Origin of the sequence: Nonomuraea longispora (genome assembly GCF_004348345.1) — a bacterium.
Taxonomy (GTDB): Bacteria; Actinomycetota; Actinomycetes; order Streptosporangiales; family Streptosporangiaceae; genus Nonomuraea; species Nonomuraea longispora.
Genome location: NZ_SMJZ01000069.1, coordinates 12614 through 38997, shown reverse-complemented (window position 1 = coordinate 38997; position 26384 = coordinate 12614). Strand labels below are relative to the sequence as shown.

22 protein-coding genes are annotated in these 26384 nt (G+C 70.2%); 15 read left to right on the top strand and 7 right to left on the bottom strand.

What is annotated here, in order from left to right; translation table 11 throughout:
* The first annotated feature begins 259 nt into the window (after positions 1–259).
* The 4 genes from E1267_RS19480 (at position 260) to gatB (ending at position 5871) form a co-directional block, all read left to right on the top strand.
* Positions 260–2332 (top strand): putative bifunctional diguanylate cyclase/phosphodiesterase, encoded by a 2073-nt coding sequence (locus E1267_RS19480; protein ID WP_132334001.1) that lies wholly within the window; start codon positions 260–262, stop codon positions 2330–2332.
* Positions 2333–2594: 262 nt separating this feature from the next.
* A complete protein-coding gene (gene gatC / locus E1267_RS19475) occupies positions 2595–2894 on the top strand; it encodes an Asp-tRNA(Asn)/Glu-tRNA(Gln) amidotransferase subunit GatC (protein ID WP_132334000.1) in 300 nt (99 codons plus the stop codon).
* Positions 2891–4381 carry an Asp-tRNA(Asn)/Glu-tRNA(Gln) amidotransferase subunit GatA gene (gene gatA / locus E1267_RS19470; RefSeq protein WP_132333999.1) on the top strand — a complete coding sequence of 497 codons (1491 nt, stop codon included), beginning with the start codon at positions 2891–2893 and terminating at the stop codon, positions 4379–4381. The genes gatC and gatA overlap by 4 nt, the downstream gene beginning before the upstream one ends.
* A gap of 2 nt (positions 4382–4383) precedes the next feature.
* Positions 4384–5871: an Asp-tRNA(Asn)/Glu-tRNA(Gln) amidotransferase subunit GatB gene (gene gatB / locus E1267_RS19465; RefSeq protein WP_132334006.1), complete on the top strand. Its 1488-nt coding sequence runs from the start codon at positions 4384–4386 to the stop codon at positions 5869–5871.
* A 111-nt stretch (positions 5872–5982) separates the two neighbouring features.
* On the opposite strand, the gene E1267_RS19460 is transcribed toward gatB, so the two are convergent.
* From E1267_RS19460 to E1267_RS19450, 3 genes are read right to left on the bottom strand one after another with little or no spacing between them, the layout of a single operon-like run.
* On the bottom strand, positions 5983–7503 hold the full coding sequence (locus E1267_RS19460) for a tripartite tricarboxylate transporter permease (RefSeq protein WP_132333998.1): 1521 nt from the start codon (positions 7501–7503) through the stop codon (positions 5983–5985).
* A complete protein-coding gene (locus E1267_RS19455) occupies positions 7504–7989 on the bottom strand; it encodes a tripartite tricarboxylate transporter TctB family protein (protein WP_132333997.1) in 486 nt (161 codons plus the stop codon).
* A complete protein-coding gene (locus E1267_RS19450) occupies positions 7989–8957 on the bottom strand; it encodes a Bug family tripartite tricarboxylate transporter substrate binding protein (protein WP_132333996.1) in 969 nt (322 codons plus the stop codon). Before E1267_RS19450 ends, E1267_RS19455 begins: the two co-directional genes overlap by 1 nt.
* Positions 8958–9122: 165 nt before the next feature.
* On the opposite strand from E1267_RS19450, the gene E1267_RS19445 reads away from it, so the two are divergent.
* From E1267_RS19445 to E1267_RS19435, 3 genes are all read left to right on the top strand, one after another.
* Complete coding sequence (locus E1267_RS19445) at positions 9123–10700, top strand: ATP-binding protein (RefSeq protein WP_246064021.1); 1578 nt, start codon at positions 9123–9125, stop codon at positions 10698–10700.
* Positions 10697–11359, top strand: a complete 663-nt coding sequence (locus E1267_RS19440; protein WP_181957820.1) for a response regulator — start codon at positions 10697–10699, stop codon at positions 11357–11359. Before E1267_RS19445 ends, E1267_RS19440 begins: the two co-directional genes overlap by 4 nt.
* Before the next feature lie 326 nt (positions 11360–11685).
* Positions 11686–13443: a VanW family protein gene (locus E1267_RS19435; RefSeq protein WP_165959683.1), complete on the top strand. Its 1758-nt coding sequence runs from the start codon at positions 11686–11688 to the stop codon at positions 13441–13443.
* A gap of 5 nt (positions 13444–13448) precedes the next feature.
* Here E1267_RS19435 and E1267_RS19430 read toward each other — a convergent pair whose 3' ends face one another.
* Positions 13449–14522: a PQQ-dependent sugar dehydrogenase gene (locus E1267_RS19430; RefSeq protein WP_132333994.1), complete on the bottom strand. Its 1074-nt coding sequence runs from the start codon at positions 14520–14522 to the stop codon at positions 13449–13451.
* A gap of 37 nt (positions 14523–14559) precedes the next feature.
* On the opposite strand from E1267_RS19430, the gene E1267_RS19425 reads away from it, so the two are divergent.
* The 5 genes from E1267_RS19425 (at position 14560) to ilvC (ending at position 21799) form a co-directional block, all read left to right on the top strand.
* Positions 14560–15468 (top strand): 2-hydroxyacid dehydrogenase, encoded by a 909-nt coding sequence (locus tag E1267_RS19425; protein ID WP_132333993.1) that lies wholly within the window; start codon positions 14560–14562, stop codon positions 15466–15468.
* A 199-nt stretch (positions 15469–15667) separates the two neighbouring features.
* On the top strand, positions 15668–18331 hold the full coding sequence (locus tag E1267_RS19420; RefSeq protein ID WP_246064018.1) for a putative bifunctional diguanylate cyclase/phosphodiesterase: 2664 nt from the start codon (positions 15668–15670) through the stop codon (positions 18329–18331).
* A 204-nt stretch (positions 18332–18535) separates the two neighbouring features.
* A complete protein-coding gene (locus tag E1267_RS19415) occupies positions 18536–20275 on the top strand; it encodes an acetolactate synthase large subunit (RefSeq protein ID WP_132333992.1) in 1740 nt (579 codons plus the stop codon).
* On the top strand, positions 20268–20792 hold the full coding sequence (gene ilvN, locus E1267_RS19410; protein ID WP_132333991.1) for an acetolactate synthase small subunit: 525 nt from the start codon (positions 20268–20270) through the stop codon (positions 20790–20792). Before E1267_RS19415 ends, ilvN begins: the two co-directional genes overlap by 8 nt.
* A gap of 23 nt (positions 20793–20815) precedes the next feature.
* Positions 20816–21799 (top strand): ketol-acid reductoisomerase, encoded by a 984-nt coding sequence (gene ilvC / locus E1267_RS19405; protein WP_132334002.1) that lies wholly within the window; start codon positions 20816–20818, stop codon positions 21797–21799.
* A 47-nt stretch (positions 21800–21846) separates the two neighbouring features.
* On the opposite strand, the gene E1267_RS46480 is transcribed toward ilvC, so the two are convergent.
* Complete coding sequence (locus tag E1267_RS46480; protein ID WP_246064016.1) at positions 21847–22059, bottom strand: zinc-binding dehydrogenase; 213 nt, start codon at positions 22057–22059, stop codon at positions 21847–21849.
* 195 nt (positions 22060–22254) lie between these two features.
* On the opposite strand from E1267_RS46480, the gene E1267_RS19395 reads away from it, so the two are divergent.
* Positions 22255–23220, top strand: a complete 966-nt coding sequence (locus E1267_RS19395) for an NAD(P)-dependent alcohol dehydrogenase (protein ID WP_132333989.1) — start codon at positions 22255–22257, stop codon at positions 23218–23220.
* Between the two features lie 65 nt (positions 23221–23285).
* A complete protein-coding gene (map, locus tag E1267_RS19390) occupies positions 23286–24053 on the top strand; it encodes a type I methionyl aminopeptidase (RefSeq protein WP_132333988.1) in 768 nt (255 codons plus the stop codon).
* Positions 24054–24146: 93 nt separating this feature from the next.
* On the opposite strand, the gene E1267_RS19385 is transcribed toward map, so the two are convergent.
* A complete protein-coding gene (locus E1267_RS19385) occupies positions 24147–24668 on the bottom strand; it encodes an acyltransferase family protein (RefSeq protein WP_246064014.1) in 522 nt (173 codons plus the stop codon).
* A gap of 307 nt (positions 24669–24975) precedes the next feature.
* Here E1267_RS19385 and E1267_RS19380 point away from each other — a divergent pair, with 307 nt between their 5' ends.
* A complete protein-coding gene (locus tag E1267_RS19380; RefSeq protein WP_132333987.1) occupies positions 24976–25257 on the top strand; it encodes a hypothetical protein in 282 nt (93 codons plus the stop codon).
* Between the two features lie 16 nt (positions 25258–25273).
* On the opposite strand, the gene E1267_RS19375 is transcribed toward E1267_RS19380, so the two are convergent.
* A complete protein-coding gene (locus E1267_RS19375) occupies positions 25274–26254 on the bottom strand; it encodes an adenosine deaminase (RefSeq protein WP_132333986.1) in 981 nt (326 codons plus the stop codon).
* Positions 26255–26384: the final 130 nt, after the last annotated feature.

Sequence of the window (26384 nt, the reverse complement as noted above, 5' to 3'; positions counted from 1 at the left end):
GGGCGGGTGGGGGCCAGCAGCCGGCTTCGACGGTCGTGTTTCGCCGTTGCGTACGGACCAGGCCGGGCCGGACCCGCCACCTGGCTCATTCGGGCATCACTCGGGTGGGGTGGAGCTCGCAGCGTGCATGGCGTGCTACGGAGGGTGTTTTCTGGGTATATGTCGGAAAGGAGAAGTGACGGAACGTACGCGCTTGGTTTCGCGAAGTGGGGTGAAGGTCGTACCCTCCCATAGTGACCTAATGGGGGTTCTGTTACCGATGACTGACCCAACCGACACCCGCGATACCGGTCCACGCGCCGGCACGCCGTTGTGGGCGTTTCTCGCGGGCATCACCGTGATCGGGTTCACCGCACTCGTGGTGGCCATGCTCAGGCTCGACATGTCCGAGCTGGTGGAACTCGCCCGCACGCCGCTGTTCTGGGTGCTGGCCGTGCTGGTGATCCTGGGTGAGCTCAGGCCCGTCATGGTGTCATCAGCGGCGGCCGTGGGCGGCACCTACCCCTCCACCATGTTCACGTTCGCCGTGCTCCTGCACTTCGGGCTGCCCTGCGCGGTGCTCATGCAGGGGGTCGCGGTGGCCATGAACGGCGTGGTGACGCGCAAGTCGTGGCATCGGGTCATGTTCAACATCGCGCAGTCGACCCTCGCGCTCACCGCCGCGGGCGTGGTGCTGGGGACGTTCGGCATCGTGCCGAGTCCCGCCCTGCCATGGGTGCCCAGCGGCGGAAACCTGCTGGCGATCGGGCTGGCAGGGATCGCGTACTTCGCGACGAGGGCGACCCTCGTGTGCAGTGCGGTCGCGCTGCACGAGCGGCGTTCGCTCAGCCGGGTGCTGAGGGCGACCGTCGGCCCGCAGAGCCTCGTCTACGCCGGCCTGCTCGGCCTGGCGCCCCTGGTCGTCGTGGTCATGAGCCATTCGCCTGGTTTGGTGCCGCTCTTCGTCGCGCCTCTGGCCGCCGTCTACTTCACCGCCACGCTGTCCATGCGCCGTGACCACCAGGCCATGCACGACGAGCTGACCGGCCTGCCCAACCGGAAGCTGCTCATCGTCAGCACGGAGGAGGCGCTCGCCGAGGCCAGGCAGGACGAGCGGGTCGGCCTGTTCCTGCTGGACCTCGACCGGTTCAAGGAGGTCAACGACACGATGGGCCATCCGGTGGGCGACCGCCTGCTGCAGATGGTCGCGCATCGCCTCACCCATTCCGTACGCCCTGGAGACGTCGTGGCGCGGCTGGGCGGCGACGAGTTCGCCGTGCTGCTGCCCTCGATCAGAGACACCCACGCGGCCAGGGAGGTCGCGGCCAGGCTGCGCGCGGCGCTGACCGAGCCGGTGCGCCTGGAGGGCATGACCTTCGACGTGGACGGTTCCGTCGGCATCGCGCTCTATCCGGATCACGCCCCCGACTTCGAGCTGCTGCTCCAGCGCGCCGACGTGGCGATGTACCTCGCCAAGGAGGGCCGTACGGGGGTGGAGCTCTACCAGCCCGACAAGGACAGGAACTCGCCGGAACGCCTGAGCCTGCTCGGCGACCTGCGCCGCGCCATCGACAACCGCGAGCTGCGCCTGCACTACCAGCCCAAAGTCAGCCTCGGCACGGGCGCGGTGCAGGGGGTGGAGGCGCTGCTGCGCTGGCGACATCCGGCGAACGGGCCGATCCCGCCGTCCGATTTCGTCCCGCTGGCCGAGCAGTCCTACCTGATGCGCCAGCTGACCGCGTACGTCATCGACGAGGCGCTGGAGCAGGCCGCCCGCTGGTGGCACACGGGGCTTCGCGTGCAGATCTCGGTCAACATCTCGGCCCGCGACCTGCTCGACTCCGCGCTGCCGGAGCGGCTGGAGGTCGGGCTGGCGAAGTACGGGCTGCCGCCCGCGGCCATCCAGCTGGAGGTCACCGAACGCATCCTGACCGGCGACCAGGCCTACACCCAGGAGACGATCAAGGCGCTGGCCACGCTCGGTGTCCCGCTGGCCATCGACGACTTCGGCACCGGCTATTCCTCGCTGATCAGACTCCAGCGTCTGGCGATCTCCGAGGTCAAGATCGACGCGTCGTTCGTGAGCAGGATCGGCGAGTCCGAGGACGAGGAGAGGATCGTGCGTTCGATCGTCGACCTGGTGCGCTCGCTGGGCCTGCGTTCGGTGGCGGAGGGCGTCGAGTCCGACGAGGTGGCCATCCGCCTGGCGGACATGGGGTGCGACGTGGCGCAGGGGTGGCTGTTCTGCGAGCCCATGCCGGCCGCGGACGCCGCGGCCTGGCTGCGCGACCACACGGAGGCGATGCCGAAAGTCGGTTTGGGCTATACGCCGGAGATCACCCGCACCGCGTGACGCTACGACGGCTTCCACCGGGCGATCACGCGGCCGCGGTGGGGGGCTGCCGCACTCGTCACGGACCCGGTCCGGCACGAGCAGATCCAGGTCGACGTCGTCGTCTTCGCGCCCGCAGGCCGGGCTGGAGGAGTTGTACGGCCGCGCCTCGCGTGCCCCGGCGGCCGTGTTGCCAGCGAGTTAACCGTTCGGGCGTGGTTCGTCAAGCCCTCTAGGATGGCAGTGTCCGAAGACTCCATCCACGAAACGGGTTCAACGACTCATGTCCGCCATAACCCGCGACGAGGTCGCACACCTGGCCCGGTTGTCCAGGCTGGCGCTCACCGGTGACGAGCTCGACCACTACGCCACCCAACTCGATGCCATCATCGAGGCGGTCGCGAAGGTGGCCGAGGTCGCCGCCGAAGATGTGCCGCCATCGTCGCACGCGCTTCCGCTGACCAATGTCTTCCGTGCCGACGAGGTGCGACAGTCCCTGACGCCCGAGCAGGCGCTGGCCGGTGCTCCCGCCGTCGAGGACGACCGATTCCGGGTGCCGCGCATCCTCGGGGAGGAGGCATGAGTCTCATCCGCAAGACCGCCGCCGAGCTGGGCTCGATGATCGCCGCGGGCGAGGTGTCGTCGGTCGAGGTGACCGAGGCGCATCTCGACCGCATGGCCGAGGTGGAGCCCAAGGTCCAGGCGTTCCTCCACGTCGATCGCGAGACGACGATCGAGCAGGCGCGGGCCGTCGACACGAGGCTGCGGGCCGGGGAGAAGCTCGGGCCGCTGGCCGGCGTGCCCATCGCGCACAAGGACATCTTCACCACGCGCGACATGCCGACGACGGCCGCGTCCAAGATCCTCGAAGGCTGGCGGCCGCCCTACGACGCGACCGTCACCAGGCGGCTGCGCGAGGCGGGGCTGGTCATTCTCGGCAAGACCAACCTCGACGAGTTCGCCATGGGCTCCTCGACGGAGAACTCCGCGTACCACACGACGCGCAACCCGTGGGACCTGACGAAGGTGCCGGGCGGTTCGTCCGGTGGGTCGAGCGCGGCCGTGGCGTCCTACGAGGCGCCGCTGTCCACGGGCACCGACACGGGCGGTTCGATCCGGCAGCCGGCCTCGGTCACCGGCATCGTGGGGATGAAGCCGACCTACGGTGGTTCCTCCCGTTACGGGCTGATCGCGTTCGCGAGCTCGCTCGACACGCCCGGGCCGTTCGCCCGCACCGTGCTCGACGCGGCGCTGCTGCAGGAGGCGTTCTCGGGTCACGACCCGATGGACTCGACCTCCGTCGACGCGCCCGTGCCTTCGGTGGTCGAGGCGGCCAGGCACGCCGACGTCGCCGGCATGCGGATCGGTGTGGTCAAGGAGCTGGCGGGCGACGGCTACCAGCCGGGCGTGCTGGCCCGCTACCACGAGGCCGTGCAGCTCCTCGAGTCGCTCGGGGCCAAGGTCGTCGAGGTCTCGTGCCCGTCGTTCACCACCGCCCTCTACGCCTACTACCTGGTCGCTCCTTCGGAGTGCTCGTCCAACCTGGCGCGCTTCGACGCGATGCGCTACGGCCTGCGCGTCGGCGACGACGGCACCCGCAGCGCCGAGGAGGTCATGGCGCTGACCAGGGCCGCCGGGTTCGGTCCCGAGGTCAAGCGGCGCATCATGCTGGGCACGTACGCGCTGTCGAGCGGCTACTACGACGCCTACTACGGTCAGGCGCAGAAGGTGCGCACGGTCATCTCCCGCGAGTTCGAGGCCGCCTACGAGCAGGCTGACGTGCTGGTGTCGCCGACCACGCCGACCACGGCGTTCGCGATCGGCGAGCGGGTCGACGACCCGATGGCGATGTACCTCGCCGACCTGTGCACCATCCCGTCCAACATGGCCGGCAACGCGGCCATCTCGGTGCCGTGCGGGCTGGCCGACGAGGACGGCCTGCCGGTGGGCCTGCAGATCATGGCGCCCGTGCTGGCCGACGACCGCTGCTACCGCGTCGGCGCCGCCGTGGAGCAGGCCCTGGAGAGCCGCTGGGGCGGCCCGTTGCTGAAGGAGGCCCCGTCGCTATGACCATGGTCTATGACGAAGCGCTCGACGTGTTCGAGCCGGTGCTCGGGCTGGAGACGCACGTCGAGCTGGGCACCGCGTCGAAGATGTTCTGCGGCTGCAGGACGACGTTCGGCGCCCCGCCCAACACGCAGGTCTGCCCGACCTGCCTGGCGCTGCCGGGCGCGCTGCCGACGGCCAACGCCATGGCCATCGAGTCGACGATCCGCATCGGCCTGGCGCTGAACTGCTCGATCGCTGAATGGTGCCGCTTCGCCCGGAAAAACTACTTTTATCCGGACATGCCGAAGAACTACCAGATCTCTCAGTACGATGAGCCGCTCTGCTTCGACGGCTACGTCGACGTCGAGGTCGACGGCGAGACCGTGCGCATCGAGATCGAGCGGGTGCACCTGGAGGAGGACACCGGCAAGTCCACCCACGTGGGCGGCGCCACCGGCCGCATCCACGGGGCCGACTACTCGATCGTCGACTACAACCGGGCCGGCATCCCGCTCGTCGAGATCGTGACCAAGCCCATCCCGGGCACCGACCGGCTCGCGCCGGAGGCGGCCAGGGCCTACGTCACCGAGCTGCGCGAGATCATGCGCTCGCTGGGCGTCTCCGACGTACGCATGGAGGAGGGCTCGTTGCGCTGCGACGTCAACGTCTCCCTCATGCCGCGCGGCGCGTCCGAGTGGGGCACCCGCACCGAGACGAAGAACGTCAACTCGCTGCGCAGCGTCGAGCGGGCCGTCCGCAGCGAGATCGAGCGGCAGGCGGGCGTGCTCGCCGGCGGCGGGAAGATCGTCCAGGAGACCCGGCACTTCCACGAGGACACCGGCACCACCACCTCCGGCAGGTCCAAGGAGGAGGCGCAGGACTACCGCTACTTCCCCGAGCCCGACCTGGTGCCGATCGCGCCCGACCCGGCCTGGGTGAGCGAGCTGAAGGCGACGCTGCCCGAACTGCCGTCGGTCAGGCGCAAGCGGCTGCAGGCCGAGTGGGGGCTGTCCGACCTCGACATGCAGGCCATGCGCAACGCCGACGCGATCGACCTGGTCGAGGCCACGGTCGCGGTGGGGGCCCCGCCCGCCGACGCGCGCAAGTGGTGGATGGGCGAGCTGGCGCGGCGGGCCAACGAGACCGCCACCCCGCTGGCCGATCTGCCCATCACCCCGGACGACATCGCCAGGGTGACCAAGCTGGTCACCTCGGGGGCGCTCAACGACAAGCTGGCGCGCGAGGTGCTCGAAGGCGTGCTGGCCGGCGAGGGCACGCCCGACGAGGTGGTCGAGAAGCGCGGGCTGCGGATCGTCAACGACGAGGGCGAGCTGTCGGCGATCATCGACCAGGTGCTGGCCGACAACGCCGACGTGGCCGACAAGGTGCGCTCCGGCAAGCTCGCCGCGGCCGGTGCGCTGGTGGGCGGCGTCATGCGGGCCAGCAAGGGCAAGGCCGACGCGGCCCGAGCCCGTCAGCTGATCCTGGAGAAGCTCGGCGTCTCCGAGTAGAACCGGCCTTTCACGGCCGCCGGGCCCCGCCGCATCAACGGCGGGGCCCGGCGCCTTCCCGACGCCGTACGGTCACCTCGTCGCGGAACGAGCCGCGGCCCGAGCCTGCGGTCACTCGTCCCGGGAGGGCGGGACCGCGCCGGCGGCGCGGCGGGCCAGCATCCTTCTGAGCAGCGGCGTGAGCAGCGCGAGCAGCGCCAGCACCAGCAGCACGACCGCGATCGGGCTGCGCACCAGTACGCTCACGTCGCCCGCGCCGATGGCCAGCGCCCTGCGGAGCTGGACCTCCGCCATCGGGCCCAGGATCATGCCGATCACCGCAGGGGCGACCGGCAGGCCGAAGCGCCGCATGGCGTAGCCGAGCAGACCGAGCACATAGAGCACGAACAGGTCCACCACGGTGCCGTTCACGGCGTAGACCCCGAGCGCGGCGAAAAGGATGATCCCGGCGTACAGGTACGGGCGGGGGATCCGCAACACGCGCGCCCACAGCGGCGCCATGGGCAGGTTGAGCACCAGCAGCATCGTGTTGCCGATGAACAGCGAGGCGATCATGCCCCACACCAGCGCGGGGTTGTGGTCGAACAGTTGGGGTCCGGGCTGGAGCCCGTACTGCTGGAAGGCGGCCAGCAGGATCGCGGCCGTGGCCGACGTGGGCAGGCCCAGCGTCAGCAGCGGGACCAGGGTGCCGGCGGCGGAGGCGTTGTTGGCGGCCTCCGGTCCGGCGACGCCCTCGATCGCGCCCCGGCCGTACTCCTCGCGGGCCACACCGCGCGCCAGGCGCTTCTCGGCCGCGTACGACAGGAACGTGGGGATCTCGGCGCCGCCGCCGGGCAGCGCGCCGAACGGGAAGCCCAGCGCGGTGCCGCGCAGCCAGGGCCGCCACGAGCGGCCCCAGTCGGAGCGGCCCATCCACGCCCGGCCGACGGGCACCACCTCGGGCACGGCGTGGCGTAGCCGCGAGGCGACGTAGAGGGACTCGCCGAGCGCGAACAGGCCGACCGCCACGATGACCACGTCGATGCCGTCGAGCAGTTGCGGGATGCCCAGCGTGAGCCGTGCCTGGCCGGTCTGCTGGTCGATGCCGATCAGCCCGATCACGAGGCCGAGCCCGAGGGAGGCCAGGCCGCGTACGACCGAACGGGACAACACGGACGACACGGCGGTGAACGCGAGCACGGCCAGCGCGAAGTAGTCCTCGGGACCGAACGAGATGGCGAAGCTCACCACGGCGGGCGCCGCCACGACCAGCAGCGCGGTCGCGATCGTCCCGGCCACGAACGAGCCGATGGCCGCCGTGGCCAGCGCCTGGGCGGCCCTGCCCCGCCTGGCCATCTTGTTGCCCTCCAACGCCGTGATCATGGAGGCGGACTCGCCCGGCGTGTTGAGCAGGATGGAGGTGGTGGAGCCGCCGTACATGCCGCCGTAGTAGATGCCGGCGAACATGATGAACGCGCTGGCCGGCGGCACCGTGAACGTGATCGGCAGCAGCAGCGCCACGGTCATCGCGGGCCCGATGCCGGGCAGTACGCCGACGAGCGTGCCCAGCGTGACGCCGATGAGCGCGTACATCAGGTTGACCGGGGTGAGTGCGGCGGTGAAGCCGTCGAGGAGGAGCTGCAGCGACTCCACCTAGATCACTCCCGTCAGCGGCCCGCCGGGCAGGGACACGCCGAGTCCTCTGACGAACAGCAGGTACGTGGTGATGCCCACGACGACGGCGATCACGGCGGCACGCAGCTTGTGCTCGGCGCCGAGCGCCACGGCGAGGCCGAAGAAGAGCAGGCTCGCCCCGATGATCCAGCCGAGCACGTTCAGCAGCGCGCTGAACGCCAGGAAGATCCCGCTGACCAGCCCGACGCTGCGCCAGTCGGCGGGCGCGCGGGCGTCGATGTCCTCGCTCTCCTCGGGGTCGCCGCGCCCGCCGCGCAGGACGTCGGCGACGTAGAACAGGCCGATGAGCACCATGGCTCCGCCCACCAGCATGGGGAAGAAGCGCGGCCCGAGGCCGAGCTGGGAGGCCGCCGCGGAGACGTCGAGCGTACCGACCACGACGAACACGCCCAGCACCAGCACGACGAGCGCCAGCCCGAGCTCGGGCCGCCACGAGCGGGCCATCAGGAGACGAGCCCCATTTCGGCGATGATCGCCTTGACCCTGGTCTGCTCGGAGGCCAGGTAGTCGGCGAACTGCTGCCCGGTCTGGAACGAGTCGATCCAGCCGTTCTTGGCCACCGCGTCCTTCCATGGCTGCGCGTCGTGCATCTTGGTGACCAGGTCGGTCAGCGCCTTCTTGTCGGCGTCGGAGAGCCCGGCGGGGGCGACGAAGCCGCGCCAGTTGGCCAGTTCGACGTCGAGCCCGGCCTCCTTCAGGGTGGGAGCGTCGAGGTCCGGCAGCCGCTCGCCCGAGGTGACGCCCAGCGCGCGCAGCTTGCCCGACTTCACGTGCTCGGCGAACTCGGCCACGCCCGATATGCCCGCGCTCACCTTGTTGCCGAGGAGTTCGTTGAGCGCCTCGCCGCCGCCCGAGTGGGCGATGTAGTTGACCTGCTTGGGGTCGATGCCGGCGGCCTTGGCCATCAGGCCTGCCACGATGTGGTCGGTGCCGCCTGCGGACCCGCCGGAGATGGACACCTTCGCCGGGTCGGCCTTCCAGGCCGCCACCATGTCGTCCAGCGTCTTGTACGGCGACGCGGCGGGCACGACGACGATCTCGTACTCCTCGGTCAGCTTGGCGATGGGCGTGGTCTCCGCCAGCGTGACCTTCGACTTGTTCTGCTCGATGGCGCCCACCATGACCAGGCCCATGGTCATCAGCAGGTTGCCGTTGCCCTTCTCTCCGGCGAGCTGGGCCAGGCCGATCGTGCCTCCGGCGCCGGGTACGTTGTACACCTCGACCTGGCGCTGCGGGTCGGCGGCCTTGATGGCCTGCTCGGCGATGCGGGAGGTCTGGTCCCAGCCGCCGCCGGGCGCGGCCGGGACCATGATCCGCAATGGTGAGCTCGCCGAGGTGCCCGACGTCTCGCCACAGCCGGTCAGGGCACCTAGGGAGAGTGCCGCGAGGGCGGCGAATATGCGCAGGCGCATGATCACTCCAGAAAGAGTTCGCACGGTTACAGGAACCGGATCGTGAAGCCCCTACCCTGCGGAGTCGAGCCTTTGCGCGGTTGCCGTCATAGTGGTCGTATTGGTCGCGGGATCCCGCGGCGTCCCCGCGACCTGGCCGTGACCTCGGTTTGTTTCCATGTGCCCGTGAGACGGGTTCGTGAGGCCTCACTCGGGACCCAGCTGTTCGTGCTCCAGATGGTGATCGTGCTGCTCGCCGTCGGGGGCACCGCGGGAGTGTGGGCCGAGCACACACGTGACCAGCTGGCCTCGCTCCACCAGCAGCGGGCACTGGCGATCGCGCAGTCGGTGGCCGCGCTTCCGCAGGTCCGGGAGGCCTTCGAGCGGAGCGACCCCGAGACGGTGCTGCAGCCGCTGGCGATGAGCGTCCAGCAGGAGACCGGCGCCGACTACGTGGTGATCGCCAACACCGACCAGAAACGTTACGCCCACCCCAACGCCTCGCTGATCGGCAGGCAGCTGTCCACCGACGGCAGCACGGTGCTCAGGACGGGCCGCAGTTGGGTCGGCAAGGAGACCGGCACGATCGGCACCACGGTCAGGGGCAAGACGCCCATCCGTGACGAGTACGGCGAGATCATCGGCCTGGTCTCGGTCGGCGTGCTGGAGACCACGGTCATCAGCGAGGTCGTCGACGCGCTCCCGCCGCTGGTCTGGACGGCGCTCGCCGTGCTGATGGCCGGGCTCGCGCTGGCGGCGCTGATCACCGCGCGGGTGCGCCGGCAGACGTTCGGCCTGGAGCCGCGCGAGATCGCCGCCCTGCTGGAGCAGCGCGAGGGCGTGCTGCACGGTGTCAAGGAAGGCGTGCTGGCGCTCGACCTCGACGGGCGCGTCACGCTGATCAACGACGCCGCCCGCGAGCTGCTGGGCGACGTGGGCGCCGACCTGACCGAGATGCCGGTCTCCGAGCGCATGCGCGACGTGCTCGGGGGCGCCGACCCCGGCGAGGACCGCGTCGTGCTGCACGGCGAGCGCGTGCTGGTGCTCAACCGCACCCCGGTGTCCGTACGCGGTCAGCACCGCGGCTGGGTGGTGACCCTGCGCGACCGCACCGAGCTCGTCCATCTGGCGCGCGAGCTCGACGACGCCAGCAGCGCGACGGAGGCGCTGCGGGCGCAGGCGCACGAGTTCGCCAACCGCATGCACACCGTCGTCGGCCTGCTGGAGCTGGGCGAGTTCGGCGCCGCGATCGGCTTCATCACCCGCACCACCGGCGGCGCCTACGCGGCCGACCTGCGCGAGCGCGTCCAGGATCCGACCCTGGCCGCGCTGCTGCTGGCCAAGTCGGCGGCGGCGGCCGAGCGCGGCGCCACGCTGGTGTTGTCGGACGACTCGTCCGTGCCGGCCGGCCTGCTCGGCGACCCGCAGGACGCGGTGCTGGTGGTGGGCAACCTGGTCACCAACGCCATCGACGCCCTCGACGGCGCCCAGGGCACGATCGAGGTTTCGGTGCAGGCCGATCACGCCGGTCTGCGGGTGCGCGTCGGCGACTCCGGTCCGGGCATCGCCCCCGACCTGGTGGAGGAGGTCTTCAGGGAGGGCTTCACGACCAAGGCCGCCAGGTCGGGGCCGCGCGGCCTCGGCCTGGCGCTGACCCGGCAGGCGTGCCTGCGCAGAGGAGGCTGGGTGCGGGTGGGTAACGCGGGCGGCGCCGTCTTCACCGCCCTCCTTCCGGCGGCGGAGCGGGCGAGGGCGGGGTCGTGAACGACATCAGGGTGCTCGTGGTGGACGACGACTTCATGGTCGCGCGGATCCACAGCGGCTACGTGTCCCGCGTGCCGGGGTTCAGCGTGGTCTCCGTCGCCCACAACGGGGCGGGCGCGCTGGCCGCGGCGGCGGAGCTCCGGCCGGATCTTGTGCTGCTCGACATCTATCTGCCTGACATGTCCGGGCTTGAGGTGCTCAAGGCGATCAACGACGTGGACGTCCTCATGATCAGCGCGGCCCGTGACGTGCCCACGGTCAAGGAGGCGATGCGTGGCGGCGCGGTCAACTATCTGATCAAGCCGTTCACCGCCGCCGCGCTGACCGAGCGCCTCCAGCAGTACGCCGACACCCGCAGGCGCATCACCGCCATCGGCCCTCAAGCGCGTCAGGACGACGTCGACCGGCTGTTCGGCACCCCCATGACCACGGCTCCCATGCCGAAGGGGTTGTCCCCGGCGACGTGCGCGCTGGTCGCCGACAGCCTGCGGGAGGCCGGCCGCGACCTGTCGGCGACCGAGGCCGCCCAGCTCACGGGCCTGTCACGGGTGAGCGCCCGCCGCTATCTCGAATACCTGTGCGCTGCAGGTCAGGCCGAGCTCCGGCCGCGTTACGGCACGGCCGGTCGTCCGGAACATCGCTACCGGTGGCTAGGTTGACACACTTCCGTAGTCATTTCCCGTGACATATGCCGATCCGCGTGCCTTACTGTTGCCTGAGACTTGGCTGCGGACCGGGAGGAGATTGAGGCGTGCGAAACGCCGGACCGATCGAATCACCGACCGACCCGTTCGCCTCGGTGCCTCTGCCCACGTCGAGCGTCTCCAAGAAGCCGCGGATCGAAGGCCTGCCCCCGGGAGTCTCCCGGGACATCTTCGGACCGCCGGAACGTCCGGAGTCTCGGCAGGCCCAAGCCCCGAGCGCCGCGGGCGGTCCCTCGAACGGCGCACTGCCCCCGGCCCCGCCACCGGCGCAGCCGTGGCCGATGGCGGGCAAGGATGCGGGCTCGCCCGCTGCTGTGTTCGGCGGGCAGAGCCCGCACGAGAACCCGCCCGCCTTCGAGCCCGAGCCGCGCGGACGGCGGCTCCTGCCGGGCCTGCTCACGCTCCTCCTGGTGCTCGGCGTGCTGTCGTACGTCGTGCCCGCCGTGCTGATGTCCGGCAGCGTGCTGCGCGGCACCCGCGTGTCGGGGGTCGACATCGGTGGGCTGACCGTCACCCAGGCGGCGGACAAGCTGCGCACCGAGCTCGCCACCCAGCTGAGCAAGCCGGTCATCGCCGACATCGGCGGCAAGAAGGACACCATCCAGCCCGACGAGGCCGGGCTGGAGCTCGACGTGGTCGGCACGATCGGCCAGGCACCCAGCGGCTTCCCCAGCCCGCAGGAGGTGTGGCGCGGCCTGACCGGCACCACCGAGCTCGAACCGAAGATCAACATCGACACCTCCCAGCTCACCAGGACCGTCGAGGGCCTCGCCGAGTCCGTCGACAAGCGCGCCCAGGAGGGCCGGGTGGTCTTCTCCGGGCTGACGCCGAGAGCCCGCCAGCCGGAGGACGGCGTGCTGCTCGACAGGGACGACGCCGTCAAGCGGATCGGCGACGCCTTCCTGCGGGGCGGCGGCGCCGTCGTGCTCACCCTCCGGCCGTCCAAGCCCGTCACCACCAGCGAAGCTGTCAGGACGGCCGTGGTCAAGGCGAAGCGGGCCGTCGCCGGCCCCATCACGCTCACCCTCGACGGCAAGCAGGCGCAGGTCCCGCCCGCCGCGATCGCGGCCAACCTGTCCTTCGCCTCCGACGGCAGCGGCGGGCTCGCGCCGCAGTTCGACGCCAAGGCGGTGCTCGCCGACGTGGAGAGCAGCCTGGTCTCCGCCGCCCAGCAGCCGCGCGACGCCACGTACGAGATCGTGAACGGCGCGCCGGTCCTGGTGCCCGCCCGCACCGGCCGGGGCGTGAACGACAAGCTGCTGGCCAGGGACGCCGAGAAGGTGTTCGCCGAGGGTGGCGAGCGCACGGTCCCCGTCCGCCTGGGCACGGTCGCCCCCGAGGTCGCGACCTCGGAGATCCGCGGCCTCGGCATCAAGGAGACGCTGGCCACCTTCACCACGAACTTCGCCTGCTGTCAGCCGCGCGCCAAGAACATCCAGCGGATGGCGGAAGAGCTCGACGGCCACATCGTCAAGCCGGGGGAGACGTTCTCGATCAACGACGTGGTGGGCGAGCGCACCGTCGAGGACGGGTACGTCGAGGCCACGGAGACCGTCGGCGGGCGCACGGTCAACATCGTCGGCGGCGGGGTCTCGCAGTTCGCCACGACGATGTACAACGCGGCGTACTTCAGCGGCCTCGAGGACGTCGAGCACAAGCCGATGGACTACTACACCGACCAGTTCCCGGCCGGGCGCGACGTCGCGCTGCTCTACCCCGAGACCGACCTGAAGTGGCGCAACGACTCGGACAACGGCGTGCTGATCAAGACCGCGTCCACGCAGACGTCGGTGACGGTGGCGCTCTGGGGCGTCAAGCGGTACGACAAGATCGAGGCGGTCGAGTCGGAACGGCGGGACTTCACCCAGTTCCGCCGGGAGACCAGCAACACGCCAGGCTGCCTGCCGACGGCGGGCGCCCAGGGGTTCACCATCGACGTCACGCGGGTGTTCCACAAGGACGGCCGCGTGGTCAAGAAGGACGACAAGCTGACCACCAAGTACCGTCCGCAGCCTCAGACCACGTGCACCGCCTCGTGAACCGGTCACGAGGTGGGCACGGACACGATGCGGTCGTCGCCCTCTCTGGGTGAGCCCCTGCCGTCCTTGTTGCTGGTGCCCACCCACAGGGTCCCGTCAGGGGCGGCGGTGACCGCGCGGAGGCGGCCGTAGCGGTCGGCGAAGTGCGCGACCGGGCGGCCCGCGGCGCCGTCGGAGCCGAGCGGCACCTGCCACAGGCGCTGCCCGCGCAGGGCCCCCGCCCAGAGCGAGCCCCCGGCGTACGCCAGGCCGGAGGGTGAGGCCTCGTCGGTGGACCAGGTGACGATCGGGTTCACGAACCGCTCGTCGTCGCCCCGGCCCTCGACCTCGGGCCAGCCGTAGTTGGCGCCCGGCTCGATCAGGTTGATCTCGTCGTAGGTGTTGGCGCCGAACTCGGAGGCGTACAGGCGGCCCGAGTCGTCCCACGCCAGACCTTGGACGTTGCGGTGGCCGTAGCTGTAGACGAGCGTGCCGAACGGGTTGCCGGGAGCGGGCGTGCCGTCCGAGGTCATGCGCAGGATCTTGCCCGCCAGGGAGTCGCGCTGCTGGGCCAGGTCGCGGTCCCCCGTTTCGCCGGTGGAGGCGTACAGATGGCCGTCGGGGCCGAACGCCAGCCTGCCGCCGTTGTGGTTGCTGCCCTTGGGGATGCCCTCGACGATCACCCGGCGCTCGCCGAGCGTGTCGCCCGTCAGCCGGTAGCGGACGATCCGGTTGTCCTCGGCGGCGGTGTAGTAGAGGAAGACGTGCTGGTCCTTGACCGCGACCCCCATCAGGCCGCCCTCGCCGTCCGGCGTCACGCCCTCGATCGTGCCTAGCTCGCTCACCTTTCCGTCCTGGGCGACCCGCAGCAGCCTGGCGGTGTCGCGCTCGGTGACCAGGGCGCCGCCGCCGGGCATGAACGCTATCGCCCACGGCACGGCCAGCCCGGTCGCCACGTCCTTCGGGTCCGATGCCGGCCCCGCCGCCGACACGGCGGCCGTCGGTCGCACCTCGCCTCCGGCGGTGGAGCAGCCGGCGAGCCCCGCCGGCAGCACGGACAGCGCCAGGATCGCGCAGAGCTTCCTCATGTGCATCCTCATGTGCTCCATACTTCCCCGGAGTCGTAAGGTTCTGCGCATGAAGACCTGGGTTCCGTCTGATTCGGCGGCTGATGTCCTTTCCGACCTGCCAGGGGCCGAGTGCGCGGTGTACAACAGCACGACTGCGGTGCCGGAAGGCGTCGAGGAGGTCGAGGTCTGGATCCCGCCACTGGTGACCGTGCCCGACGTGCGGGGGACGATGGCGCGGATGACCTCGTTGCGGCTCGTGCAGACCGTGACCGCGGGGGTGGAACCGTACCGCCCGCACATCCCCGAGGGCGTGACGCTGTGCAACGCGCGCGGCGTGCACGACGCGGGCACCGCGGAGTGGGCGGTCGGGGCGATGGTGGCGGTGCTGCGGGAGTTCCCCTCGTTCGTGGACGCGCAGCGCAGGCGCGAGTGGACCTACCGCCACACCGGCGTCCTCGCCGACTCGACCGTGCTCATCGTCGGCTACGGCTCCATCGGGGCGGCGCTGGAGCGGCGGCTCGCAGGCTTCGAGGTGGAGGTCGTACGCGTGGCGAGGACCGCCCGCGACGGCGTGCACGGCATGGCCGACCTGCCCGCGCTGCTGCCGGCCGCGGACGTCGTGGTGCTGCTCGTGCCCGCCACGGCCGACACGACCGGCATGGTGGACGCCTCGTTCCTGGCCCGCATGAAGGACGGCGCCGTGCTCGTCAACGCCGCCCGTGGCGGGATCGTCGACACCGACGCCCTGATCGCCGAGCTGAAGACGGGCAGGCTGCGCGCCGCTCTCGACGTGACGGCGCCGGAGCCGCTGCCGGAGGGCCATCCTCTTTGGAGCGCGCCAGGCGTGTTGATCACCCCGCACGTCGCGGGCAGCACCCCCGCGTCTGAGCGGCGCGTGCTCCGCCTCATCCGGGCCCAGCTGGAGCGCTATCTCGCAGGTGAGCCGCTGGTCAATGTCATAACCGACACGTACTGAGAGGATTCCGGAACGTGGCTGGTCCGTGACCTGCGGTGCGTACCGTTACGTTTGCAGGGAGTTCCTGACTCACTGTCAAGGCGCTCTTGGCAGCAATCGGTCCGTGTGGTTATCAGATCGGTGACGACATCGGCGTTGTCACCACCCGCGCACTCACAACCGCACACACTGGCGAAGTGTCCGCCGGGCTTCGGCGGTCATGAGTGCAGAGCACGAGACGGGATGGGCGACGACTGTGATCCGCTGGCGTGATCCAAGGGTGCCGCTGACCGCGGCGGCGGCGGTCGGCGTTGTGGCGTTCGCCGCCGCGCTCCTCGCGGACGGTCAGGCCTTGCTCACCGGCGCGGTCGCGGGAGGGCTCGCGGCGCTCGCCGCCGCCGGCGCCCTGCTGATGGCCTCGGTGAAGCCGGCCGTGCCTCGGCCCATGGCGATGGGCGCGCGCTGGATGGGCGGCGGCGCCGTCATCTGGGCCGCCGGCGTGGCGCTGCGTCCCTTCGCCGAGAGCTTCGTGGTCAGCTTCGCCGACATGTTCGTGCTGCTCGGCGCCGGTGTCACGGCCGGTGGCGCACTGATCGCCGCCGACCGCAAGTTCCCGGCAAGAGCCGTTTTACGGCAGGTCACCGATGCCTACCTGTGCGCCGCATCGCTCTTCCTGATCGGCTGGGTGGTGGCGCTTCGCCATGTCTACGCCAACGCCGCCGACCCCGCCGCCTTCACCTTCGTGATGCTGCCGCCGATGATCGCGCTGCTGGTCACGTTCGCCGTGATTCCGTCCGTGCTCACCAGCAAGGCCGGCTCATGGCTGCTAGGGCTGGCGGGCGTCGGCGTGCTCGCCACCATGACGGTGGCCAGCCTGGCGGTCGGGGTTGCGCGGCTCGACGGCGGCGAGGCGCCGCTGTGGAGCGTCATGCTCGCGCCGGTCGCGTTCCTGCTGCTGGCCGCCGTCCCGTGGGGGCCGCGCGGCGGGCAGGCGGGCGGTTCCGCCGTGGCCGGCGTGATCGGCGTGGTGCCGCTGGCGCTGGTCGCCGTCGCGGCCTGCACGCTGCTCGCGCACCTGGCGGGCGGGCCGAAGGGGCCGGCGATCACCGGCGTCGTGGTGGTCGCGGTCTCCGTCGTGCTGCTCCTGCTCGTACGCCTGTTCGTGGCGTCGGCGACCAACCTGCGCCTGCGCGGTCTGGTCAAGCTCGGCGAGCGGCAGCTCAGGGAGCTGGCGGAGAGCACCGGTGACGTGGTGCTGCTCTGCGACTACGAGGGCGTGGTGCGCGAGATCGGCGCCGGGGTCGAGGCCACCTACGGCTACCGCCCCGGCCAGCTGGTGGGCGGGTCGATCTTCGACTACATCCACCCGGAGGACGTGCCCGGCATCCAGGTCGCGATGCGGGCCATGCACCTCGACGAGGAGCGCGTCTCGCCGGGCGCCTGCCTGATCGCGTGCCGGGTGCGGGCCGCCGACGGCACCTGGCGTCCCACCGAGTCGGTGGCTACCCGCCACGTCCGCGGCGACGAGCTGATGCTGGTGACCACCAGAGACGTCAGCGACGAGGAGGCCCTGCGCAACCAGGTCGCCCACCTGACCTTCCACGACGGCATCACCGGGCTGCCCAACCGCGCCTACTTCGAGGAACGCACCCGTGAGGTGCTCTCGGGCCGCACGCCGGGCACCGGAGGGGCCAACGTCGCGGTGATCTTCCTCGACCTCGACGGGTTCACCTCGGTCAACGACTCCGTCGGCCACGCCAGCGGCGACTACCTCCTCGGCCAGGCCGCCAGGCGGCTGCGCGGCGCCGTGCGGGCCGACGACACGCTCGCCCGGTGGGGCGGGGACGAGTTCGCGGTGCTCGTGGAGACGGGCGGCGAGGCGCAGCTCGCGGTCGACCTCGCCGAGCGGCTCGTCCGCGCGGTCTCGCAGGAGCCGTTCCGCGTCGCCGACCGCGACGTGGCGCTGACCGCCAGCGTGGGCGTGGCCTTCACCGAGGACGACATGCCGGCGGGCGACCTCATCCGCAACGCCGACGTCGCCATGGCACGCGCCAAGGAGCTCGGCGGGCGGCGGGTCGAGGTGTTCGCCGCGCAGATGCACGCCGACGTCGTACGCCGCCTGGAGCTGGCCGCCGACCTGCAGCGGGCGCTGATCGAGCAGCAGTTCGCCATCGAATACCAGCCGGTGGTCGACCTCGCCACGTCGCGGGTGACCGCGGTCGAGGCGCTGGTGCGGTGGTGGCGCGGGTCGGTGTTCGTGCCGCCCGAGCAGTTCCTCGGGCCGGCCGAGGATACCGGCCTGATCGTGCCGCTGGGCGAGTGGATCCTGCGCGAGTCGTGCCGCGAGGTGGCCGCCTGGCGGGCTGAGTCCTGGGACATCGGCCTGTCGCTCAACCTGTCGGCCCGCCAGATCACCGCGCCCCGGTTCGTCGAGACCGTGGAGGAGGCGCTGGCCGAGAGCGGGCTGCCCGCCTCCGCGCTCACCCTTGAGGTGATCGAGGAGATGCTGGTCGAAGACGCCGAGGAGACCATCAAGCGGCTGTCCGAGCTGCGCGCGCTCGGCGTGCGCCTGGCCATCGACGACTTCGGCACCGGCTACGCGTCGCTGGCGTTCCTGCGGCAACTGCCCGTGGACATGATCAAGATCGACCCGTCGTTCGTGTCAGGGCTCGGCAAGGACGACACACTGACGCTGCTTACACGCACGATCGTGCGGCTCGGCCACGACCTCGGGCTCATCGTGGTGGCCGAGGGCATCGAGCGCCCCGAGCAGCTCGAACTGCTGAAGGAGATGGGCTGCACGCGGGGACAGGGCTTCCTGGTGGCCAGGCCCATGGCGGCCCGGGGCGTCGACTCCCTGATGCGGACGAGTCTCACCGTTTGAGACATGTGTCCACCAAGTTGACACTGGGGCGTTCGGAGCGGCTATCGTGTAAGCCATGCTTCGCAGTGAGATTCTCGTAGTACTTCGCCGGCGCGCAGGCCGATAGCGAAGCACGACGACCTGCGCGCCGCCCCAGGCCCACCGTCCGGTGGGACGGGGCCTTTTTTATGTCCTGAAGCGAGTAGCCACGCAAGGAACGAGCCGATGACCGAACGCATGACAGGTGCGCAGTCCCTGGTGAGGGCGCTGGAGCACATGGAAGTCGACACAGTGTTCGGGATCCCAGGCGGCGCCATTCTGCCGGCCTACGATCCTCTCTACGACTCGACCAAGGTCCGGCACGTCCTCGTACGTCACGAGCAGGGCGCCGGCCATGCCGCCGAGGGCTACGCGCAGGCGACGGGCCGGGTCGGGGTCTGCATGGCGACCAGCGGGCCCGGCGCCACCAACCTTGTGACGCCGATCGCCGACGCGTACATGGACTCGGTGCCGATCGTGGCGATCACCGGGCAGGTGGCGAGCGCGGCCATCGGCACCGACGCGTTCCAGGAAGCCGACATCTCCGGCATCACCATGCCGATCACCAAGCACAACTTTTTGATCATTGATCCCGCGGACATCCCGCGTACGATCATGGAGGCCTTCCACATCGCCTCGACCGGCCGTCCGGGTCCGGTGCTCGTGGACATCTCGAAGGACGCGCTGCAGGCGGAGACCACGTTCAGCTGGCCGCCGACCATGCAGCTGCCCGGCTACCGCCCCGTCACGAGACCCCACTCCAAGCAGATCCGCGAGGCCGCCAAACTGATCGCCGAGGCCAGGCGCCCGGTCCTGTACGTCGGCGGCGGCGTGCACAAGGCGCGTGCGTCGGCCGAGCTGCTCCAGCTGGCCGAGCTGACCAACATCCCGGTCGTCACCACCCTGATGGCCAGGGGCACCTTCCCCGACAGCCACCCCCAGCACATGGGGATGCCGGGAATGCACGGCAGCGTCTCGGCCGTCGGCGCGCTCCAGCAGTCCGACCTGATCGTCGGCCTGGGCGTGCGCTTCGACGACCGGGTGACCGGCCACCTGTCGTCCTTCGCGCCGCGCGCGAAAGTCGTGCACGCCGACATCGACCCCGCGGAGATCTCGAAGAACCGCCACGCCGACGTGCCGATCGTGGGCGACTGCAAGGAGGTCATCGGCGACCTCGTCGCCACGATCGAGGCGTCGGGGGAGCGCGGCGACTACGCCGACTGGTGGACGGTGCTCCGGGGATACAAGGCCACCTACCCGCTGGGCTACGACACGTTCGAGGACGGCTCGCTGGCCCCGCAGTACGTGATGGAGCGGCTGAGCGCCATCGCCGGCCCCGACACCTACTACGTGGCCGGGGTGGGGCAGCACCAGATGTGGGCCTCGCAGTTCATCGGCTACGAGAAGCCGGGCACGTTCATCAACTCCGGCGGTCTCGGCACGATGGGCTTCGCCGTGCCGGCCGCGATGGGCGCGAAGATGGGCCGCCCCGACGCCACGGTGTGGGCCATCGACGGCGACGGCTGCTTCCAGATGACCAACCAGGAGCTGGCCACCTGCGCGCTCGAGGGCGTGCCGGTCAAGATCGCCGTCATCAACAACGGTAATCTCGGCATGGTCCGCCAGTGGCAGACGCTCTTCTACGACGAGCGTTACTCCAACACCGACCTGCAGACGACGCGCCGCATCCCGGACTTCGTCAAGCTGGCCGAGGCCTATGGTTGTGTGGGCCTGCGTTGCGAGCGTCCAGAAGACGTCGACGCGACGATCGAGAAGGCCATGGAGATCAACGATGTTCCCGTCGTGGTCGACTTCGTCGTCCACCAGGACGCCATGGTCTGGCCCATGGTCGCGGCGGGCACCAGCAACGACGACATCAAGGTCGCCCGTGACATGGCGCCGAAGTGGGAGAACGAGGATGAGTAGACACACCCTCTCCGTGCTCGTCGAGAACAAGCCGGGCGTGCTCGCGCGGGTGTCGGCGCTGTTCAGCCGCCGGGGCTTCAACATCGACTCGCTGGCCGTCGGGCCGACCGAGCACGACGACATCTCGCGGATGACGATCGTGGTCAACGTCGAGGAGCTGCCTCTTGAGCAGGTCACCAAACAGCTCAACAAGCTGGTGAACGTGCTCAAGATCGTCGAGCTCGACCCGGCGCAGTCCGTGCAGCGCGAGCTGACGCTGATCAAGGTCAAGGCCGACGCCGACAGCCGCTCCCACGTGCTGGAGCTCGTCCAGCTCTTCCGGGCCCGCTGCATCGACGTGGCGTCCGACGCCGTGACCATCGAGGTCACCGGCACTCCCGACAAGCTCGAGGCGTTCGTGAAGGTTCTCGAGCCGTTCGGTATCAAAGAACTCGTACAGTCGGGCATGGTGGCCATCGGCCGCGGCGCCCGTTCCATCACCGACCGGTCCCTCAGGGCACTGGACCGTACCGCCTGAAAGGTTTTGAGCAAGTGACCGAGATCTACTACGACGACCAGGCCGACCTGTCGATCATCCAGGGGCGCCACGTGGCCGTGCTGGGGTACGGCAGCCAGGGCCACGCCCACGCGCTCTCCCTGCGTGACTCCGGCGTCGACGTGCGCGTCGGCCTGCCGGAGGGCTCCAAGAGCCGCGAGAAGGCGGAGAACGACGGCCTTCGCGTCGTCACGCCGTCCGAGGCGGTCGAAGAGGCCAACCTCACGATGATCCTGGCCCCCGACCACATCCAGCGTGAGCTGTTCGCCGACCACGTGGCTCCCAACCTCGTCGAGGGCGACGCGCTGTTCTTCGGGCACGGCCTGAACATCCGCTACGGCCTCATCGAGGCCCCCGAGGGCGTCGACGTCTGCATGGTCGCGCCCAAGGGCCCCGGCCACCTCGTGCGCCGCCAGTTCGAGGCGGGCCGCGGCGTGCCGGTCCTCGTGGCCGTCGAGAAGGACGCCTCCGGCAAGGCGCTCGACCTCGCGCTGTCGTACGCGAAGGGTATCGGCGGCACGCGCGCCGGCGCGCTGCGCACGACGTTCAAGGAGGAGACGGAGACCGACCTGTTCGGCGAGCAGGTCGTCCTGTGCGGCGGCGTGTCCGAGCTGATCAAGGCGGGCTTCGAGACGCTCATCGAGGCCGGCTACCAGCCGGAGGTCGCCTACTTCGAGTGCCTGCACGAGATGAAGCTGATCGTCGACCTCATGTACGAAGGCGGCCTGTCGAAGATGTACTGGTCGGTGTCCGACACCGCCGAGTACGGCGGCTACACCCGCGGCCCGCGCGTCATCGGTGAGGAGTCGCGCCAGGCGATGCGCGAGATCCTCGCCGAGGTCCAGGACGGCACCTTCGCCCGGCAGCTCGTCGAGGAGTTCGACGGCGGCCAGAAGGAGTTCCACCGCAGGCGCGACGAGCTGGCCGAGAACCCGATCGAGAAGACCGGCGCCAAGCTCCGCCCGATGATGAGCTGGCTGAAGGCCTGACGTTCGCCGGAGCCGGCGGGCGGGGCGATGAGACTTCCGCCCGCCGGCTATCCGATCTCCACGACCAGTTTCCCGCGTACGCCACCGGCCTCCAGGGCGCGGTGGGCCTCGGCGATGCGCGACAGCGGATGGACCGCGTGGACGAAGGGTTTGGTCGTCCCGTCCTCCACCAGCCGGGTCAGCTCCGCGAACAGCGCGTGGGTGGGTATGCCGCTGAAGAAGCGCACCCGCCGTCGGCCGTACACCGCAGACGCCATCATGTACGACAACGACGACGTGAGCCGGGCCTTGTCCCGCTCGGCCCGTACCCGATGTGGTGAGCCGCGCGGGGCGGCGGTCTCCTGCGCTGAGCCATCGGCCGGCTGAACAAGACGTGCGCGTGCATTGTTCGCGGCAGGAGCGGATGCTATCGTCCTTTCATATGTAAGAAATCTCTTACACATGGCAGGAGATCCATGAAGGCCATCCGCTACCGTGCCTACGGCCCGCCCGACGTGCTTGAGCTGCAGGAGGTCGGCAAGCCGGAGGCGGGCGACGACGAGGTGCTCATCCGGGTGCGCGCGGCCTCGGTCAACCCGGGCGACTGGCACCTCATGCGCGGCTCGCCGTACATCTTCCGCGCCGTGGCCGGGCTGACCCGGCCCAAGGCGCACGTGCTCGGCTTCGACCTGGCCGGGCAGGTCGAAGCGGTGGGCAAGGACGTCACCAAGTTCCAGCCCGGCGACGAGGTCTACGGCGTGTGCAAGGGGGCGTTCGCCGAATACGTCACCGTGCCCGAGGGCGGGCCGGTGGCGCGCAAGCCGGCCGCGCTGACGTACGAGGAGGCGGCGGCGGTGCCCACGGCCGGGCTCACCGCCTTGCAGGGCGTCCGCGACAAGGCTCAGGTCGGCAGGCGCAAGGTGCTGGTGAACGGCGCCTCCGGCGGGGTGGGGACGTTCGCCGTGCAGCTGGCCAAGGTTCTGGGGGCCGAGGTGACGGCCGTGTGCAGCGGGCGGAACGCGGATCTGGTCCGGTCGATCGGCGCCGACCACGTCATCGACTACACCAAAGAGGATTTCACCCGAGGCACGCAGAAATATGACCTCATTCTCGACAACATTGCCAATCGTTCGTTAGCCGCCTGCAGGCGCGTGCTCGCCCCGCGCGGCACCTTCGTGCACAACAGCGGCTCCGGCGGCCCCTGGGTCGGGGTCGTGGGGCGGATCGTCCTGCTGCTCGTGTCGTCCCTGTTCGTACGCCAGAAGCTCGTCTCGCTCATGACCAAGGAGAACGCCGACGACCTGGCCGCCCTCGGCCGGATGCTCGAATCCCGGGACATCGCCCCCGTCATCGACCGGACCTACCGGCTGAGCGACGTCCCCGAGGCCGTCGGCTATCTCGAACGGGGGCATGCCAGGGGAAAGGTCGTCATCACGCTCTGACGTGGCCAACCGGCACCATCCTCGTGTGATAGTAATACCGGTATAGTTATCGACGAGGAGGCGCCGTGATCGAGCTCAAGTCAGCCGGTGAGATAGCCGCGATGCGGGAGGCGGGCAAGGTGGTGGCCGCCGTGCACGCGGCGGTGCGGGAGCGGGCAGGCATCGGGGTGACGCTGAAGCAGCTCGACGAGGTGGCGAGGACCGTCATCGAGGAGGCCCGCGCGGGGGCGTCGTTCCTCGGTTATCACCCGTCGTTCGGCGCGATGCCCTATCCCGGAGTGATCTGCACCTCCGTCAACGGGGTGATGCTGCACGGCCTCCCGACACCGTACCGGCTGCGTGACGGCGACCTGATCAGCATCGACTGCGGGGCGTACGTCGACGGCTGGCACGCCGACGGCACCGTCAGCTTCACCGTGGGCCACCCCCGCGACGAGGACCTCAAGCTGATCAAGGTCGCCGAGAAGACGCTGGCCGCGGGCATCGAGGCGGCTCTGCCCGGCGGCAGGATGGGCGACATCGGGCACGCCATGTCCGCGGTCGGCCGCGGCGCGGGCTACGGTATGCAGAACGACTTCGGCGGCCACGGCATCGGCCGGGCCATGCACGAGTCGCCGTTCGTGCCCAACGAGGCGCGCGGTGGCCGCGGCCTGCGGCTGCGTACCGGCCTGGTCATCGCGATCGAGCCGAGCCTGATGGCCGGGGGCGGCGACGCCTACTACATGGCCGACGACGGGTGGTCGGTGTGCTCGGGCGACGACAGCCGGAGCGTGCACGTCGAGCACACGGTCGCCATCACCGACGACGGCCCGGTCGTCCTCACCGTCCCCTAGACTCCCGCATCCCGAACAGGAACCTCGTCACCCGGGTCCTGCGTACCAGGACGTCGTAGACGGCCACCGTCAGCACCAGTGACAAGGCCACGATCACCACATATTCGACCAGGATCGGCGCCTGCCAGCCGGCCACGTGGAAGGCCACGGCCACGACGATCGGATGGTGCAGGATGTAGAGCGGCAGCACACGAACCACAGGTGCCCGGTCTCGAAGTACGTCCCCTCGACGACGAACGGGAAGTCGCCCGGATCCGGCCGCACGGAGAAGAACTTCGGCAGGAGCTCCAGATAGGACTCGTGGTAGCCGGGATCGGCCCGCAGCCGCAGCCACTGAGGCACCGGCAACATCGTGACCAGGGCGAACAGCAGCGGCACGCCCAGCCGGGCTAATCGCTCCACGGCGAACCCGCCGGGCCCCCGGCGGCGCAGGGAGTGCCAGGCTCCCAGCCCGGCGATCAGGAAGAGCAGCGGCATCGCCCAGATCACGCAGAGCGCCGCGATGACGAACGTGATGTCGGTCGTCTCCGCGTTCTTGACGTAGAAGTCGTCGCGCGAGTCGAACACCAGCGACGCGTGGAAGAACACCAGCCCGATCACCACGAGGGCGCGCATGGCGTCGAGTTCGGTACGCGCGGCCGGTATCGGCCCCTGTGGTCATGACTGCCTCCCGTGACACGCACCAGTCTGGGGCCGCGTGGCCCCGCGCGCCATGGTCGCGAATCGGTCAAGAGTTGATCTTCGGCTCCTCGCGGGAACGCATCTGATCGTCAAGCTGGATGATCTCCGGCCTGGCTTCGCCAGGCGCCGGTTTCGACCCGGTCAAGAGCGCAGATGCCGGAGTTTGTCGAAGAGAACGGCCGGGCAGATCTTCCCCCGGTAGCTACAGAGAGTAGTCAATCGGTATCAGAGGGGATAAGACATGTACAGATCAGGGCTCATCCTGGCCGGGCTCGTCGGAGGGCTGCTCCTGTCCGGCGGCTCCGCGCTCGCGGCGACGACCCAGGTTCAGATGCCCATGAACGAGGAGGACGGCGACAACAACTCGCGCGTCTTCTTCTTCTGCGGTGACGACAACACGATCGCCCGCGAGTCCTCCGCCAACCAGACCGGTCTGCTCGTCCTCAACACCGGCGACATCCTCAGCGGGATCCTCGGCCGGGGCAGCGGCGACGACATCGCTTGCTCGGCCACGACCAGCTGACGTCGGTCCTGAGCGGCTAAGAGCCAAGGGGCCTGCCCGCGGGGTGGGCCCCTTCACCGTGCCGGGGGTCGTACGCGAAGGCCGCGGCGAAGGAGCCGGCGGCGATCCGGTCGAGCTGCTCGCCCGTCATCCCCAGCTCCCGCCGCAACGCTTCGTAGTTGTCCTCGACGTAGCCGCCGAAGTAGGCCGGATCGTCGGAGTTGACCGTCACGACCAGCCCCTCGTCCAGCATCGCGGGCAGGATGTGGTCGCGCAGTGACGGCACCACCCCCAGCCGCACGTTCGACAGCGGGCACACCGTCAGCGGGATGCGCTCCTCCCGCAGCCTGGCCACGAGCTGCGGGTCCTCCATCGCCCTGATGCCGTGGTCGACCCGCTCCACGCCCAGCACGTCGAGCGCCTCCCACACGTAGTCGGGACCGCCCTCCTCGCCCGCGTGCGCCACCCGGTGCAGACCCTCGACGGCGGCGATGTCGAAGACCCGCCGGAACAATGACGGCGGATATCCCACCTCCGCGGAGTCCAGGCCCACCCCGATGAACTGCTCACGGAACGGCAGCGCCGCCCGCAGCGTGCGCTCGGCCTCCTCCGCGCCCCGGTCACGCAGGAAACACAGGATGAGCGCGGCCGGCACCTCGCCGTCACGCAGCGCCGCCGACAACCCGCCGAACACCGCCTCCAGCGGCACGCCACGGCTCGTGTGCGCCTGCGGGTCGAAGAAGATCTCCGCGTGCCGCACCCCCTGCGCGGCGGCCCGCCGCAGGTAGGCGGCGGCCAGGTCGTAGAAGTCCTCCTCGGTACGCAGGACCGCCAGGTTGTCGTAGTAGACGTCAAGGAACGAGCGTAGGTCGGCGAAGTCGTTGCGGGCGCGGACGGCCTCCACGTCGAACACGTCGAAGGCCGGCCGCTCGATCCGGTTACGCCTGGCCAGCTCGACGACGAGCTCGGGCTCAAGGGTGCCTTCGATGTGCAGGTGGAGTTCCGCCTTGGGACGCATGGCACCGAGTAAACCGGACCACCCGGCCCGGCAGATATCGTGCGAACCTCTGAACTGTCACGGGCATTTCCGTGCGGAAACCCCTCTCTGGGCGAGCCGCTGCGCTCCCGTCCGTGGTACGGACCCCGGC